Below are 15,906 nucleotides of genomic sequence, written 5' to 3'. Positions count from 1 at the left end.
CGCAGCTCCTGCCGCGCTCACCTAAAGCTGAATTCTGATCATCGAGTAGGAATACGCCGGGACCGTTATCTTCAGCCTCCCCGCTTCAACCGAAGCCCCGGCGCCCTCCTGCGGAGCGACGTTATTGGGGTTTTCCCTTGTGTTCTTGGCTTCCAGGTCGTCGTGCTTGATCAGTGTGTGCCGAACGGATTTCGCTTCGCCGAAGCCTTCAAGCGAGAACGAGATCTCCATCGGCTCATCTCCGTTGCGGTTGACCGCGAAGAACGTGAGCGTGCCGTTTTCGCTGTCATGAACCCCGGCGATATCGAGATAGCTGACGCCCGCGGCAATGTCCGCATCGTAAGAGGGACAGTCGACGTCGAGCTGGAGCGCGGTGCCACGGCCGTAGAGAGAAGCGAACTGGAACGGGTAGTAGATCGTTTGCTTCCAGGCAGCGCCGCCGGGCTCGGTCATGATCGGGGCAATAACGTTGACGAGCTGAGCGATACAGGCGATGCGCACAACGTCGGACCTGCGAATGAAGGTGTTCAGGATACATCCAACCTGCAGCACATCCTCGAAATTGTAGATGTCCTCGAGAAGCAGCGGGGCGTGAGGCCAGCCCCATTCCTTCATGCGCACGGAATCCTGCTTGCGCTCGTGGTACCAGACATTCCATTCGTCGAAGGAAATCCTGACGTCGTTCTTGGCGCGTTTCTTTGCCTTTACATAGTCGATAACCCCGCTGACCGTACCGATGTAGCGATCGAGCTTTTCCGGCAGGGCAAGGTATTCTCGCGTGTTTTTCTCGTAGTTCTCGAAATACATGTGCAGGGAGATGTAGTTCACCTGCTCATAGGTCTGCTCCAGGACCGTCGCCTCCCATTGCGGATAGGTCGGCATGTTGGAGTGCGAGGAACCGCAGACGATCAGCTCAAGCTTGTCATCAAATGCGCGGATCGCCTTTGCGGTTTCATTGGCGAGGTGACCATATTCGGCGGCACTCTTGTGCCCCACCTGCCAGGGACCGTCCATCTCGTTGCCGAGACACCAAAGCCTAACGTCCCAAGGGTCCGCCTGCCCGTTCTTCTTTCGCAGATCGGACCAGTAGCTCCCGCCCGGATGATTGACATACTCGACGAAATTACGCGCATCATCCAGACCGCGGGACCCGAGATTTACTGCAAGCATCATTTCAGTGTTGGCCGACTTCGCCCATTCGGCGAATTCATGAATGCCGACCTGATTGGATTCCGAGGTATGCCAGGCAAGATCGAGCCGGGTAGGACGATCTTCCTTGGGGCCGATACCGTCCTCCCAATTGTAGGCTGAAACGAAATTGCCACCCGGATACCGGCAAACCGGCGTATCGAGTTCGCGCACCAGATCGATGACATCGCGGCGCATGCCATGCTCATCCGCCGTGGGATGGCCGGGCTCGTAAATGCCGGTGTAGATGGCGCGCCCGAGATGCTCAAGAAACGAGCCGTACATCCGCTTGTCGATATCCGCGATCGTAAACCGCACATGCGCAACGACGTGAGCTTCCACCCTGCCCTCCATTAATAACAGACATTCCGGTTCAAACCGGATTTTCCGCTACAGTCGCGCAAGGAACGGCCGAACGTCAAGTCCGTTTTTCGAATGTCAGGAGATGATGCGCAGGATTATGTCCTGGTCGTAATTTCCAAACCCGCGACCGAATATGTTGATGCCACCGGGGTGTGCAGCGTCATCCTTGACCCCGATACGCAAACGTATCGACCGGTGTTCGTCGATAAGCAGGTCGTCAAGTTTGACATCGGAGATGCGCACACCATCGACAAAACTGCCCTCATCGTTGATACGCCAGTTCTTGAGCTTGCCATATTGCGAGCCGGAAAGCTTCCACCAGTCAGGGGTGTAAACACCGCGCTTGTCGCCGAAATCACCCGGCGACGTCCATGTACCGACATCGACTCCGTTGACTTCAAGGAAGATGTCGGATGGCCAGTCTGCGGCAGTGCCGGGAACCTCGGAGCTGAGCTCCATCGAGAACTCGATGGCACTCGGACGGGACCGGCTGATCTTGGTATTGTTGGGAAACTGGTACTCGACGTAACCGCGGGTGAACCACAACAACCCGGCCCGCATGCGATCGGGTTCAAGGAAGGTATCGGGCACATCCAGAAGACCAATAACCCCATCGACCGAACAAAGGCCGCAAGGGCTGCTGACTTCGCACCCAGTGTATAGTCCCAGCGGCATGGCGACTTCGATGGCGTTGTCATCGGCGTCTGCGATCTCATCTCTGAAGCCGACCAGAATCTGGGTGAATGCGGTCCGGCAAACCTTCTGGCTGCCCTTGCGCGCCTTGGTCGTGTGGGTCGTGATCAGCCCGGCATCCTCGAGGATCTGAAGATTGGACGACACGGTCGACTGAGGCAGGCCCAATTCCTCGGCGATCTGATTGACGTTCTTCTCGTCGCCTCCCCTGAGGAGTTTGAGGATCGAAACGCGGACGTCACTGGCGAGGCCTCGAATGACTTCGGGGCGTTCGCTTGGGTCGACAACCAGGACTTTTGCACTCATTCGGGAACCAGATTATGAAGATCAAAATTGATGAATATCAGCTTTTCTGATATGAATAAACCCTGCGACGCCGATTACCCGGCAAAGCATTTGTGCCGCCGTGATCATACCGACGCCCAAGCGACCTCCGGCCTGTCGCCGTGTCCAACTTGGCGCAATGCGGATTGCCTGTCCCCATTTGGCTGCAGGCATGCATTGGCGATTTCGGTTCCAGTCGGACTTCGAAGTGCCGGAAGTCGCTCGGGGACGAGCCAGACACACCCCTCAAGCTGTTCGTGAAATCCCGCTAAAAAATGTTTCTGACGAGGGCCTCACAGAAATAGAAACTCCTGAGCTCTTGGATCGGATAATTATAGGCCCCAGCAACACCCCTGGGAAATTCGAGATGCGTTCATCTCGGTGCTCACCTCTGCAGGAGTCTCTGATCCGGAAGAAAAAGAACTTGTTTCACATATTCCCTTGCGCAATTAGCCAAGGGCTTGGTCGCAAATGGAGCATGCACTTGTTGCCGGACGAGACAGCATACGTCTACTACGCTACAAAATAAGCAGCCTTGAGAGTTTGCCACGCATGTGCCGCAGCCAGCGGGACAACTCCGTTGCCGGCTGCGCGGGATCGCTCCACCCGATAGGCCAGCCCATCAGCCAGTCCGGGAAATTCGGGTTGAAGGTCCAGTCGCCTGGACAAGTGCGTGTCCCAGGCTTCAAGGTCACATGGAGCAGGCGCGAAGATCGGTAAATCGGACTTTTAAGATGCTTCAAACCCATCCCCTTCACGGTTAGCCAGAACGTCGTCCAGATCCGGGCCGCATTGCCGATCGCGTGCTGGCTCCCTTTCTGGTCGGTCGCCGTTCTGAACCGTAGGGCGCCCTCCTTGATCAAAATGTCCGTCCGGCAGCAGTAAAGGCTTGTCGTCGGCGTGGCCAGAATGAAGAGCCTCTTCCGGATGAGGGCCGCGCCGACTTCAGCCGCCGAGAACAGTCCCGCTTTGACGCCGACGGCCAATATGCCGATCCGGAGCAGCGTCAGGGCTGTCGCCAGTGCTCCAACTCCATCACCGGCGATCAGGGCAAAAGGTCCGACCCTCGCCACTCCCTTATTCTTTTGCCCGACCATTTCGCCGCATCGCAAAGTTTGGAAAATTATCAGGTGCGAAACATATCGAGTGCGTCACGCAGCGGCTTCAGTGCCGTGTGGAGCGCACCACGCGCGTTGATCTCGGCAAGCAACCCCTCGACCTTGGGCTGCAGGAACCCGTCCATGTCATCCCAGACGATGGTTTCCGCCTTGTCCGGTGCCCCTGAAGCAGCAGCTCGTGCGGCCTCGTACAGAGGCAGGGTTGCCGCTGACAGGATGCCGCGGGCATCGCACGAGCCTGTTTCGATGCGCGCACGTATCTCAACCGCCTGAACACCGGTCAGAAGCGCCGCGGCGAGGAAATGTTCGGTCACGTCCATCTGGTCGCGTGCAAAATTGGCCGCATTCATCGCCTGGCTGTTTATGTTCTGGTTGTACATTTCGGCATGGGTCGGAAACTTGTCCGCAACGCTCTGCCCCAGGTAGGAAATCTGCGTCGACATCTGGTTCATGCCGATATGGAGCGATTTCAGGCCGACATTGACGCCGGTGTCCATATTGCCAACCAGCGCCGGTGTCAGGCCATTCGAGAACGCCGGCGTGATCATCAGCGCGATCTGGCTGTCGATATGCTTGCACATCAGCCCGATCAGATACCGGGTGCTGTCCATGGCGACGGCGGTGTACTGGGCAAGGAAATTTCCGGTATGGAAGGTTTCGCCCGTATCGGGATCGATCAGCGGGTTGTCATTGGCGGTGTTGGCCTCGGTTTCGATCTGACGGGCCGCGGTGACCAGTCCATCGATGATGGGACCGAAGAACTGCGGCAGGCAGCGGATCCCGTAGCGGTCCTGGATCAGCTCATCCTTGCGTTTCGCCCGGTCGCCGCCTGCTTCAGAGCGAATGGTCTGGCTGCCTGACAGCAGCTGCACCATCCGCTCTGCGGTCCAGATTTGTCCCGGATGGGGCTTCAAGGCATGAATATAGGGATCAAAGCTCTGGTCGGTGGCGAGGATCGCCTGTGCGAACAGGGCATGCACGCCCAGGGCCATCGTCGCGGCATCGAGCGCCCGGGTCATCACGTTGGCAGCGACACCGGTACAGGCGCCGGTGCCGTTGTTCAGCGCCAGCCCCTCTTTAGGCTCCGGATCGATGGGCGCATATCCCAGACGCGCCAGCGCGGTGTGACAATCCAGCGTCTCGTCCCCAAGATCGACGAGGAACTCAGTCGAAAGACCGAGAATAGATCCGCCGATATAGCTCAGCGGCACAAGGTCACCTGATGCACCGATCGACCCGCGCTGATAGACATGGGGCGCGGCATCGGCATTCAGGAAGGCCACGAGGCGCTCGATGAGCTCCAGCCGTACGCCGGACGCACCGCGCAACAGCGAGTTCGCGCGCAAGAGCATGGCAGCGCGTACATCTGCCTTGGGGAGACGCGGGCCCGTTGAAGATTTATGCTGCCACAGCGCGATCCTTTGCACGTCGATCAACTGGTCGCGGGTGACATGCACGTCCGCCATCCCGCCGAACAACGTTGTGATCCCATAGATCTGCTCGTTCCGTTCCAGGGCGCCAACGATCACCTCCCGCGACCCCCGGACGCGCGCCAGAACAGCCTTGTCTTGGGTGATGGCAACCTTCGTATGGCCTTTGGCCACCGCATCGATATCCGACAGCGACAGGCTCGTTCCGTCCAGCGTGATGGTCATGATCTTACCCTCCCTGCAGCCCGATTCCTTCAACGAGCTTGCCGTCTTACCTTGCATGGGTCATTGTCTGAGCGCAATCTGGCCATCAAGAGTTCGGAAGCACCACTAGGGAGGAATTACAATGAGAATCGGAACACTGGTAAGCGGTGTAATGCTTGCTGCCGTAGCAGCAGGTACGGCAGCAGCTCAGGAAGTGACACTCAGGCTGTCACATTGGGTGCCGCCAACACATCCGATCCAGACAATGGGTATCGAACCCTGGGTGAAAAGCCTGACCGAAGCGTCCAACGGACGTATCGCGGTCACGATTTTTCCGGCCCAGCAGCTGGGTGCTGCACCTGACCACTATGACATGGCGCGCGACGGCATCGCGGACATCACCTACACCAATCCCGGATATCAGGCCGGCCGTTTTCCGAAATACAGCCTGATCGAGATCCCCTTCCACGCCAACAATTCCACCGGCGGTGCGCAGGCCTTGCATGAATGGTACGCGCCGATTGCCGAGACGGAGATGTCCGACGTCAAGTTCTGCCTCGCCAACCCGCATGATCCCGGAACCTTCCATTCGAAGAACCCGATCAAGGTGCCGGCCGATGTGAACGGTCTGAACGTTCGTCCCGCCCACGCCACCATGGCCCGCTTCGTCAGTGCGCTCGGCGGAGGCCCTGTTCAGGTCCCGGCGCCTGAGGCACGCGAAGCCATCGCCAACGGCACGGCGGATGCGATCACCTTCCCGTGGAACTCGATCTACATCTTCGGCATCGACAGCGAGACGCCTTATCACCTGGATATGCCGTTCTACATCTCGGCGCAGCTTCTGCTGATCAACAAGGACACCTACAACGGCATGCCGGACGATCTGAAGGCGATCCTGGACGATCACTGCACGCCGGAATGGTCGCGCCGTTTCTCCGAAGGCTGGGTCGAGAATGAGGCTTCCGGTCGCCAGAAGATGATCGACAGTGGCGAGCACACGCTCTACGTCCCCACGGCTGACGAAGTGCAGATGTGGCGCGATGCCGCCGCTCCGCTGATCGACCAGTGGAAGGAAGAGGTCGGCGACGGGGCGCAAGAGATCTATGATGGTTATGTCGCGGCGCTCGAGCGTCACGATGCCCGGTTCTGATCCGTCCCGGCGGGCGCCAAAAGCGCCCGCCGAACTGCCAATGATGAAACTTCAACGCATTCTCGAACGGATCGCGCACGGCATCGAAATCGTTGCCGGGCTGATCATGGGTCTTGTCACGGTCCTTGTCGTGGCCTCCGCGTTAGGGCGTTACCTTTTCGCCTATCCGCTGCCGGACGCCTTCGACATGTCTCGACTGCTGCTGGGCGCGGCGATCATGTGGGGATTTGCAAGCGTCGGTTACCGGGGCTCGCACATCAAGGTCGACCTTTTGGCCGAACAACTGCCCAAAACGCCTCGACGCTGGATCGACGCGTTTGCCTGGATGGTCCTCCTGATCTTCACGCTGCTGCTCGCCTGGAAAATGTTTGGCCGGGTGTCGAGTGCCGCAGCGAGCAACGAATCCACCATGGACCTGCGCCTGCGGGCCTGGCCGATGATGGGACTGATCTGGATGGGCGTTGCCGTAAGCATTCCGGCCATACTCGCGCGGTTGATCCTGATCGTGTCGGGACGCGGCACACTTGACCATTATGAAAGCCTAGACGTGAAAGACGAATTATGAGCGGCGATCTGATCGCAATTTCAGGATTCGCCGCGCTTTTCGCGATGATGATCCTGCGCGTACCCATCGGCATTGCCATGGGGTTGGTCGGCGTTGGCGGGTTCGCAGCGGTTACGGGCTGGAAGCCTGCGCTGAACCTGCTGGCGCAATCACCGATCCGGACCATCACCGATTTCAACCTGACGCTGATCCCGTTTTTCGTGCTGATGGGCGTGCTGGCCACCAATTCCGGCATGTCGCGAGAACTGTTCCGCACTGGGCGGTACTGGTTCGGATTCATGCGGGGCGGGATGGCGATCTCGACCGTCGGGGCCTGTGCGGGATTTGCCGCGATCTGCGGCTCGTCTGTCGCCACAGCTGCGACGATGACCAAGATCGCGCTGCCCGAGATGAAACAGGCCGGCTATCCCGACGACGTTTCGACCGGTGTCATCGCCGCCGGAGGCACGCTCGGCATTCTGATCCCGCCTTCGGTGGTCCTCGCGGTCTACGGCTATATCACCGAGCAGGATGTCGGCGTGCTTTTCATCGCCGGGATCGTGCCCGGAACCATTGCCATCATCATGTACATGCTCGCCGTCCGGATCGCCTATGGCAGGCGTCTGCCCGCGGGCGAGAGGTTTCGGCTCGGCGAGGCGATCCGCTCGCTCTCGGGCGTCTGGGCGGTCATGCTGCTGTTCATCCTGATCATCGGATCGATTTATTTCGGATTTACCACGGCCACCGAGGCCGCTGCCGTCGGCTCATTCCTGACCGCGCTGATCGGCATCCTCAGGGGTCGGTTGAATTCACGGCTGCTGCTCGACAGTCTTGTCGAGGCGCTTCGCACCTCAGTTGCGATCTACACGATCCTGATCGGCGCGATCCTGTTCGGTTATTTCCTCGCCATCACCCAAAGCCCGCAGAAGATCACCACCTGGCTCGTCGGACTTGACCTTGGGGCCTACGGCACGCTGGCGCTGATCCTGGTGTTCTTCGTCGTCATGGGCTGCATCCTCGACGCGATGGCGATGATCATCCTCCTGGTGCCGATCGTCTATCCCATCATCATACAGCTCGGCTTCGACCCCATCTGGTTCGGGGTCATCATCGTCATGACGGTGGAATTGGGGTTGATCACGCCCCCCGTGGGCATGAATGTCTTCGTCATCAATTCCATAGCGCGCGATATCTCGCTGGGGACGATCTTCCGCGGCGTGCTGCCTTTCGTCGGTGCCGACATCCTGCGGCTGATCCTGCTGGTGCTCTTCCCGGCACTGGTGCTCTGGCTGCCCGAGACGATGAGATGAGGCGGTTTCCGACCATCTATTCGACGCTGATGCGCGAGAATGCCAAGGCATTCCTCTATGGCATGGGGATGAGCGACGCGGACATCGCCAAGCCGCAGGTCGCGGTGGCGCATACCGGCGGTGGCATGAGCCCGTGCAACATGAACCTTGCCCAGCAGGCCGCACAGGCGGCCGCGGGGGTTCGGGCGGCGGGCGGATACCCTCACGAGACGCCGGTGGTTTCGGTTTCCGACGGGCTGACCATGGCCCATCCGGGCATGAGGTTCTCGCTGATTTCGCGCGAGCTGATCGCCGACAGTGTCGAGGCGACGATGCGTGCCCATTGCTGGGACGGATTGATCGCCATCGGCGCCTGCGACAAGAACCTGCCGGGGCTGATGATGGGACTGGTCCGGGTCAACGCGCCGGGGGTGTTCCTGCATGGCGGGGCGACACTGCCAGGGCGTGTGCGGGGACGCGAGGTTTCGGCTCTTGATGCATTCGAAACGGTAGGGAGGATGATCGCGGGCGAAGCCGACCGGGCCGAGCTGGAAGACTATCAGCGCCATGCCATTCCCGGCCCCGGCGCCTGCGCGGGCCAGTTCACGGCGAATACGATGGGAATGGTGTCCGAGGCATTGGGCCTGTCGCCGGTCGGGGTATCGATGGTGCCAGCCGGTGATCCCTCCCGTGAACAACTGATGGCCGCAGCGGCCCGTACCGTTGTCGCCGCCATCGATGGTGACGGCCCCTTGCCGCGCGATATCGTCACCCGGGCCGCCATCGAGAACGCTTGCGCCATCGTCGCGGCAACCGGCGGTTCGACCAACGCTGCCCTGCATATTCCAGCGATCGCCCATGAGGCCGGGATCGATTTCGGGATCGAGGATGCGGCACGGGTCTTCCAGCGCACTCCGCTGATCGGCAATCTGTCCCCCGGCGGCAAGTATCTCGCCGCCCATGTTCACGCCATCGGCGGAACGCCTGTCATCATCAAGGAACTGATCGCGGGTGGATATATCGACGGATCCGCGCTGACGGTAACCGGCCAAACACTGTCAGAAGCCGTTTCGGGGGCTCTGGCGCCGGACGGGGATGTCGTTCGCCCATTTGCGAACCCGATCGCGCCGACCGGCGGGGTGGTGGTCCTGACCGGCAATCTCTGCCCCAAGGGTGCACTTCTGAAGGTCGCCGGCCTGCCTTCACTCGCGTTTCGAGGCCGTGCCCGGGTCTTTGATGGCGAAGCTGCGGCGCAAGAGGCGGTCGAGACCCGCGCCTATGATGAAGGCGACGTCCTGGTGGTACGCGGCGAAGGCCCCAAGGGCGCGCCGGGGATGAAGGAAATGCTGGGGATCACCGCCCTGCTATATGGGCAGGGTATGGGCGCGAAGACGGCGCTCTTGACCGATGGCCGGTTCTCGGGCGCGTCCCGGGGTATGTGCATCGGCTACGCGTCGCCCGAGGCGGCGGTGGGAGGACCGATCTCGCTGGTCGAGGACGGCGATATCATCAGCATAGACGCAAGCCCGGATGTCGCCAGCATCACGTTGGAGGTCGATGCAGGGACGCTGGAGCAGCGGCGTGCGTCTCGCGGAGAGCAACGGATGCCACGTCATGGCGGGCTTTTGGAGAAATATGCGGCCTCTGTCCAGGGCGCCGAACGCGGGGCGGTTACTCATTCGGGGGCCGTAGACACGAGCGGAGACATAGACTGATGGAACCCAATCCGTACGATCCTTGGTTGCGGGACGACCTGACCGACAACGAAAAGACTGTCTTGCGGTTCATGGGCGAAATCATGCATGGCGACAACCTGTCCCTGCTCGATGAGCTTGTCGCGGAGGATTATGTCCAGCACACGCCCGGCATCGGCCAGGGGCGCGAGGGCGTGCGCAAATACATCGAGGAGGTCGGCCACCGCCGTCCGGGGCGCCATGAATGGCGGCCGATCCAGATCTTCTCGCAAGGCGACATGGTGATCCTGCACAAGATCAGCGGCACCCATGTATTCGCGGATTTCGTGCGGTTCAACGACAAGGGCCAGATGGCCGAACACTGGGACGTGGTGCAGCCGCATCCCGAACCCGGCTACGATCCGATGCGCCCCTCGACGGAGAACCTCGACCGGTTCAAGGCTCTGTTCAACCTGGATTAATCGAGAGCGAAGCGCCAAATGGCCAACTGATCGTGCGGGCGCGCGGTGTCACCGACGAACAGCGTCCGGTTGATTCAGGCGGAGCGCGCTCCGACGTCTTTCCGCCTCGCATGGGTGCGCAAGCAGTAAGCGCCAGGCACTCGCGGCTGTAGTCATCGACCACGGCCAGAACTCGGAAGCGACGACCGTCCGTGAAGGCATCAGATACGAAGTCCAAGCTCCACCGCTCACTTGTTCTGCTTGGCAACACCATTGGCCTTCTGGTGCCCAAAGCCCGCTTCCGGCCCCCACGTTTGCGGACTTGCAGCTTCTCCTCGCGATAGAGGCGCCGCAGCTTCTTCTGGTTCATGGTAATGCCCTGACGCTCCAGCATCAGGTGAATGCGCCTGTAGCCGAAGCGCCGGCGTTCACCGGCAACTCGTCTCATGGCCTCACGCAGATCGGCATCATCCGGTCGAAGGCTTCGATACCGAACACTTGACCGGTCAATTGCCAAGACCGCACACGCCCGACGCTGGCTTACCCCGTGCGCTCCGCACAGGTGAGCCGCAGCTTCCCGTTTTGCACCGGGCGTTACCATTTTTTTGAAGCGACATCCTTCAGCATGGCGTTGTCGAGCATCGCTTCCGCCAGCAGCTTCTTCAGCTTGGCGTTCTCCTCTTCAAGCGCCTTCAGCTTGCGGGCATCTGAAACGTCCATACCGCCAAACTTGGCCTTGTATTTGTAGAAGGTAGCTTCCGAGATGCCGTGACGCCTGCAAACATCGGCAGTCTTCTGACCGCTTTCCTGCTCCCGCAAGATGCCGATGATCTGTTCTTCCGTGAATCGTGAACGCTTCATTCCGTCCGTCTCCTGATTGCGACGGACTCTACACCAACCTGGAGGAGTTTCTGGGTCTCAGGTCAGCTTGCCTCGTCCACGAGACCTTCAACATCATCCCGCAGTTCGGCAATATGCTCTCCCACCCAACTGTCATATCTCTCCCAATAATACTCGTTCTTGAAATCCTCGTGCTTTGCATCGAGGTAATCCGCCGTCATATGGCGGTACTGTGCCGCTGCGCCCTGGGCTAGCTGATCGAAGACCGGATCAATTTTGGCGACAACATCGGGAGATACGATCTGGATGTTTTGCCGAAATTCGGAAAACAGGTTTTCAAACTCGGCGATCTTGATTTTGAGGTCTTCCTCGAGCTCGTCACGCAACTGACGGTGGCGCGGTATCTCTTCGAGGCCTAGCGTTTCTGGCGGTTCATTTTCCGCGTCGTGGATTTCACCCTCAGGGCAATAGCTGCTGGCGGGTATCGCTGCGAGTTTTGACGCCATGAAGAACCTCCCTACGGCCTCTCCTGCTGCAAAGCTGGCTACACGCCTGGCATCACTGGCAGTTCTGACACTGAGAGGTATTCGTATCGGGGACACCCCTAACAGGGGGTGAAGGTGCTTTGGGGGACGAATTTGGAAATACCAACGCGTACCGCGTCGCCAGAGATAGGAAGCCGGGCGCATGTGTACTTGACCGTGTACATGGGCAAGTTCGGCTTCGACAAATCAACGGCTTGGGTAGTGGCGGAGAGGAAGGGACTCTCACCCATTTCCCTCATAAGTTATTGATTTATAGACTTACTATTCTTCCGCACGGGTACTCACTTGGGTACGATTTTGTACTCCAGATGTCAACATTTTCCCCTTTGGGAGAACCGGTACCGTACATATCCGAAGTTGGCGCTCCTTAAGAGTAAGCGGGCCGTATTTCACCTTGAAAAAGCGATTAAGAAGCCTTGAGCCTCTTCTAGGCGTTTCCCGCTGCCAATGGGTTCAGGGGCATTCGAGTGCGCTTTGGATTTGGGCAATCCTCATTTCAAGCTTGAAACAGAGATTCTGCGCTGAGGTTGAAAACGGACAAGTTCTCAATGCGTATCGAAGTCATTGTAAGGCGTCTGGAGAACTATGCAGACATACGCTTCAAGCAACGCCTGGCGCGTAGGGTTAGGCTCGGAGACATAGCGAAAACTCATCCGCCGGATGCGAGCTTTAGATTCGATGAAAGCAGCTACGAACTCCGGATTGAGCATTAATCCGGCCCGACTCTTATCGCCTTTCTGATAACTCGGCTTCAAGTTGCCAGTTTCTTCACGAGCCAATTTAAACGCGAAACTTGCTCGGTTATGGTCAGACGCGGGAGCGCAGTGCCAATTGTAACGCTTGGTGATGTTCTTGGCGCGCCCAACGTAGAGGTGCCTGTCGCCCTCTGAGAACAGATAGATGCCACTGGCTCTATCTCTTGGTGCCCTGCCTGAAACCGGCTCCATGGCCATCAGCCGTTCATAGGAGGGATGAAGGCTTTCGATAATTTGTCCAAATCTCGGATGCATGGTGGATCCTCCCGATTAGTATTAGCTGGCACCAACATCCAAGCGCCCATGGCTCGACACTGAACCGCACCTCGGAACCAGACTAGGACGAGCTTTTTGCCCCAAAAGAACTCACAGAACCGTGAGATTTGATCACACTTCCGTGACACGATTTTCAGCGTCTCGGACTGAATCCTTGCGACGAATCCTACGCGCAAGGATTCAATCCTTTAAGTAATAAACATGTAACCATACGAATCCTTCAAGATTTTTTAAACGCAAGGATTCAGTAAATCATGATTACTTTCCATTAAATTCTGAAGGTATTGCTCATTCTTCTTGCTTGTGCTTATGTTTCCTCATCGCTTAATTCCAATTTCGCGAACAAAGAGAGATAGCTCTCGCATCTAGACTTAACATCTGCCCGTAAGGAGGAATGACACTCAATAGATATTCAAGCGTCTGCGGAAGCAGACTGGAATTTGAACAACAGCCGGATGATCCAAGCGACCGCCGCTCATTCGGTTACCCAACTCCAACTCAGGGAAGATCACGTATGGTGGATATCCTACAGGATTTACGGGCCGAAGATGGTCACTTCGCCGAGCATCGCATAGATGCGAATACCGTTCTTTGGATCGAAAAGATCAAAGGAAAGTGTGAGTACTCCATTGTCGACGAACGTTCTGACAAGGTACTCGCAGAAGGAACTTACAAGTACGCGCTTGCAGCACGTTCCGGGATACTGAAAAAAATCAAAAAGCTCGGACTTCCCCTTGATCAGAATTCTGGACAACAGCCCAAAAAGCTCGACCAAGACACGATGGTCGAAATGGGGCGGACGTCTGCCGAACTTGCCCGCCTGACCAAAGATCAACAAGGTTGGGTCAAGGTGATCAAGGACTACGAGTGGGAGTTCGAATTACCGACAAGGGAAGAGCCTGTCGTCTGCACGGTCACCCCACTTCCGGACGGAGTCTTTGAAGGTACATTCCGTTTCGGCAACCGGGACTTCGCAGATGAGTTCCAGACGGAACAGGAAGCGAAATACTATACGCTGCACAGGGCCCGGAAAGTCATATCCTGGGTGGCGTAAAGCCCCGTCTACACAATTGAGCCGGGCAGACTTCTGTCGCCCGGCTATTTACCCTTTTTCCCATTTATCGCTGTTTGGCTTGACGGCTGCTCCGCCGACAATCAGCCTGATACGACAAACCCCCGATCATGGCGGCGGCAACCGCTCCCGGGGGTTTTCATCAAGGACGGGTTTCATGATCAGGCACGATTGGTGCTCCGTCAACCTGCCTCGGGTTGACACCGTTTGAGCGTCCGGCTCGGCATAACGCCGGGTCATCCATCAGCCCTGACTTCTCCTCAAATTGTTGACAACGCGGACGGCGGACAAAATCTTTCGAAATTCGAAGCATTTGGCGCTGAAACGCACCTACGCGTTCTTCATCCTCTGGACCAGAGATCCGGAGCCCCTCGGAACGGCAACATATCGTTTGCAAGGGCTCTACGGGAGTACGACAGGCATTGGGAAGAATGGTCGGTGCCTGCTGGACGTCCTGCTTACGAGGAAGCGGAACGTCTGATCCGTAGCGAAGATGTTCGTGACATCTACGTTTCTCAACACACCTTCTTCGGCCGGCGTCGCATTGCCCAGCTCGCGGCACTCGGGGCGTGTTACGTCGATCTCGACTTCATCACCCGCACCCGTTGGCAACGGCAGCGGCCGGAGAATGTCGCCGCTGCCGTTCTAATGCATCTGCGCGATGAACTCGTTCCGCTCCCCTCCTACGTCCTGTCGACCGGTCGGGGGCTCGTCGCGGTCTGGCTGACTGAACTGTTGCCCCGCACAGCCATTCCCAGATGGAACGCCGTCCAAAAGGTTCTGGCAGACAGCCTAACGGGCTTTGGCGCAGACAAACGGGCCCTCGATGCTGCCCGCGTATTCAGGCTGGCAGGTAGCGAGAATTCGAAAGCGGATTGGGATCGAAGGTTCGTCCGGATGGTCTGGTGTCAGGGTAACTCGGATGCCCCCTTCAGGTACGCATTCGACAGCCTTGCGGACGATGTCCTGCCACTTACCCGGGGCGAACTTGTCTCGCTCCGGGCAGAGCGGGCAAAACGGCGAGCAGAGCGATCCGGACAGGAACGAGTCTTGCCCGTGCGACGTCTCACAGCTGCGACATACTGGGAAGCGGTCCTGACAGACCTCCAGGCACTCCGTGCGCATAGGTTCCCGGAAGGCGCCCTCCCATCTGGTCAACGAGATGCCTGGCTGTTCCTCGCGGCGAACGCAATGTCATGGATCTGTCCGCCTGCCGTTCTGGAAAGGGAGATTGCAAGTCTCGCGGACGAGGCCGCTGGGTGGACCGTAAGACATACCCGTCAGCGGGTGTCGACCGTTCTGGCCCGAGCAAAGCAGGCAGCAGCGGGGTCGAAACTGATCGATGTTTCGGGGCAGGAGATCGATCCGCGGTACCGCTTCAAGGCGGGAACCATCATCGACTGGCTGGAGATCGAGGCCTCCGAGATGAGGGCGGCCGGGCTCCGAGTCCTGGTCGACCGTGACCGAAGACGGGAACTCGCCACGGAACGGGCGCGGATATCGCGGCAACGGAACGGCGCCCGATCCCGGGAAGAGTTACGGCTGGATCGGATCAAGATCGGGCTCAAGGCAGCCTGGATGATCGCCAAAGACGGCCTCTCGCAAAGAGAGGTAGCGGTCGAACTCGGCGTGTCCAAAGGAACGATCAGCAAAGCCCTTACTGAATATCGTAACAGCCAGAAAACCTAGGAAAATTGAGCCTGCCCGCGTTTCGTCACGGTGAATGGTGGCCGTGCCCTACCACTGGGGGCCGGGGGCTTGCCCCCGACGGCAACCCTCAAAATAAAAATAAAAATGAGATTGGAATGACTACGGTGCCGCTTGCTCATGCCCTCTCGCGCAAAGGGATGTTCGATCTCTCGTCGGAAGTTTCCTCAATGAGCATGGTTGGGCGGAGGATCAGTCATCCTTACGGTAATGGGTCGTGTGGAATTTCCGCCGGCGGTTTGCCTAGACAGAGTTCCTCCGGAACAATCTTGTC

At 58.5% G+C, this 15,906-nt stretch carries 13 protein-coding genes and 1 pseudogene; 7 read left to right on the top strand and 7 right to left on the bottom strand.

The genetic code is table 11. The features are described 5' to 3' along the window. Positions 1 to 21 precede the first annotated feature (21 nt). From ACN0SY_RS16495 to ACN0SY_RS16480, 4 genes are all read right to left on the bottom strand, one after another. Positions 22 to 1,530 carry an alpha-N-arabinofuranosidase gene (locus ACN0SY_RS16495; protein ID WP_417689040.1) on the bottom strand — a complete coding sequence of 503 codons (1,509 nt, stop codon included), beginning with the start codon at positions 1,528 to 1,530 and terminating at the stop codon, positions 22 to 24. A gap of 96 nt (positions 1,531 to 1,626) precedes the next feature. Continuing rightward, positions 1,627 to 2,550 (bottom strand): ArsR/SmtB family transcription factor, encoded by a 924-nt coding sequence (locus ACN0SY_RS16490; RefSeq protein WP_417689038.1) that lies wholly within the window; start codon positions 2,548 to 2,550, stop codon positions 1,627 to 1,629. Between the two features lie 536 nt (positions 2,551 to 3,086). Beyond that, entirely contained in the window at positions 3,087 to 3,641 is a 555-nt protein-coding gene (locus ACN0SY_RS16485) for a hypothetical protein (RefSeq protein ID WP_417689036.1), read from the bottom strand. Positions 3,642 to 3,694: 53 nt separating this feature from the next. Continuing rightward, a complete protein-coding gene (locus ACN0SY_RS16480; protein ID WP_417689034.1) occupies positions 3,695 to 5,341 on the bottom strand; it encodes an HAL/PAL/TAL family ammonia-lyase in 1,647 nt (548 codons plus the stop codon). A gap of 121 nt (positions 5,342 to 5,462) precedes the next feature. Here ACN0SY_RS16480 and ACN0SY_RS16475 point away from each other — a divergent pair, with 121 nt between their 5' ends. Genes ACN0SY_RS16475 through ACN0SY_RS16455 form a run of 5 tightly spaced genes read left to right on the top strand, consistent with a single transcriptional unit; the run spans position 5,463 to position 10,458 of the window. Beyond that, a complete protein-coding gene (locus ACN0SY_RS16475) occupies positions 5,463 to 6,470 on the top strand; it encodes a TRAP transporter substrate-binding protein (protein ID WP_417689032.1) in 1,008 nt (335 codons plus the stop codon). Between the two features lie 40 nt (positions 6,471 to 6,510). Further along, positions 6,511 to 7,035: a TRAP transporter small permease gene (locus ACN0SY_RS16470; RefSeq protein ID WP_417689030.1), complete on the top strand. Its 525-nt coding sequence runs from the start codon at positions 6,511 to 6,513 to the stop codon at positions 7,033 to 7,035. Beyond that, a complete protein-coding gene (locus ACN0SY_RS16465; protein WP_417689028.1) occupies positions 7,032 to 8,324 on the top strand; it encodes a TRAP transporter large permease in 1,293 nt (430 codons plus the stop codon). The genes ACN0SY_RS16470 and ACN0SY_RS16465 overlap by 4 nt, the downstream gene beginning before the upstream one ends. Then, complete coding sequence (locus tag ACN0SY_RS16460; protein ID WP_417689026.1) at positions 8,321 to 10,018, top strand: dihydroxy-acid dehydratase; 1,698 nt, start codon at positions 8,321 to 8,323, stop codon at positions 10,016 to 10,018. Before ACN0SY_RS16465 ends, ACN0SY_RS16460 begins: the two co-directional genes overlap by 4 nt. Next, positions 10,018 to 10,458, top strand: coding sequence for a nuclear transport factor 2 family protein (locus ACN0SY_RS16455; protein ID WP_417689024.1), 441 nt, complete (start codon positions 10,018 to 10,020; stop codon positions 10,456 to 10,458). Before ACN0SY_RS16460 ends, ACN0SY_RS16455 begins: the two co-directional genes overlap by 1 nt. Positions 10,459 to 10,561: 103 nt before the next feature. Here the strand turns inward: ACN0SY_RS16455 and ACN0SY_RS16450 are convergent. The 3 genes and pseudogenes from ACN0SY_RS16450 to ACN0SY_RS16440 all read right to left on the bottom strand — a co-directional run. Further along, a pseudogene (locus tag ACN0SY_RS16450) lies at positions 10,562 to 11,298 on the bottom strand (IS3 family transposase); the annotation flags it as partial. Between the two features lie 62 nt (positions 11,299 to 11,360). Next, positions 11,361 to 11,783, bottom strand: coding sequence for a hypothetical protein (locus tag ACN0SY_RS16445; RefSeq protein ID WP_417689022.1), 423 nt, complete (start codon positions 11,781 to 11,783; stop codon positions 11,361 to 11,363). Between the two features lie 584 nt (positions 11,784 to 12,367). Continuing rightward, complete coding sequence (locus ACN0SY_RS16440; RefSeq protein WP_417689020.1) at positions 12,368 to 12,832, bottom strand: hypothetical protein; 465 nt, start codon at positions 12,830 to 12,832, stop codon at positions 12,368 to 12,370. A 535-nt stretch (positions 12,833 to 13,367) separates the two neighbouring features. On the opposite strand from ACN0SY_RS16440, the gene ACN0SY_RS16435 reads away from it, so the two are divergent. Continuing rightward, positions 13,368 to 13,907, top strand: coding sequence for a hypothetical protein (locus ACN0SY_RS16435; RefSeq protein ID WP_417689018.1), 540 nt, complete (start codon positions 13,368 to 13,370; stop codon positions 13,905 to 13,907). A gap of 456 nt (positions 13,908 to 14,363) precedes the next feature. After that, on the top strand, positions 14,364 to 15,614 hold the full coding sequence (locus ACN0SY_RS16430; RefSeq protein WP_417689016.1) for a hypothetical protein: 1,251 nt from the start codon (positions 14,364 to 14,366) through the stop codon (positions 15,612 to 15,614). The last annotated feature ends 292 nt before the right edge of the window (positions 15,615 to 15,906 follow it).

This window comes from Roseibium sp. (genome assembly GCF_048261595.1).
Classification (GTDB): Bacteria; Pseudomonadota; Alphaproteobacteria; order Rhizobiales; family Stappiaceae; genus Roseibium.
The sequence above is the reverse complement of the archived record's forward strand: the minus strand, read 5'-3'. Positions and strand labels throughout refer to the sequence as shown.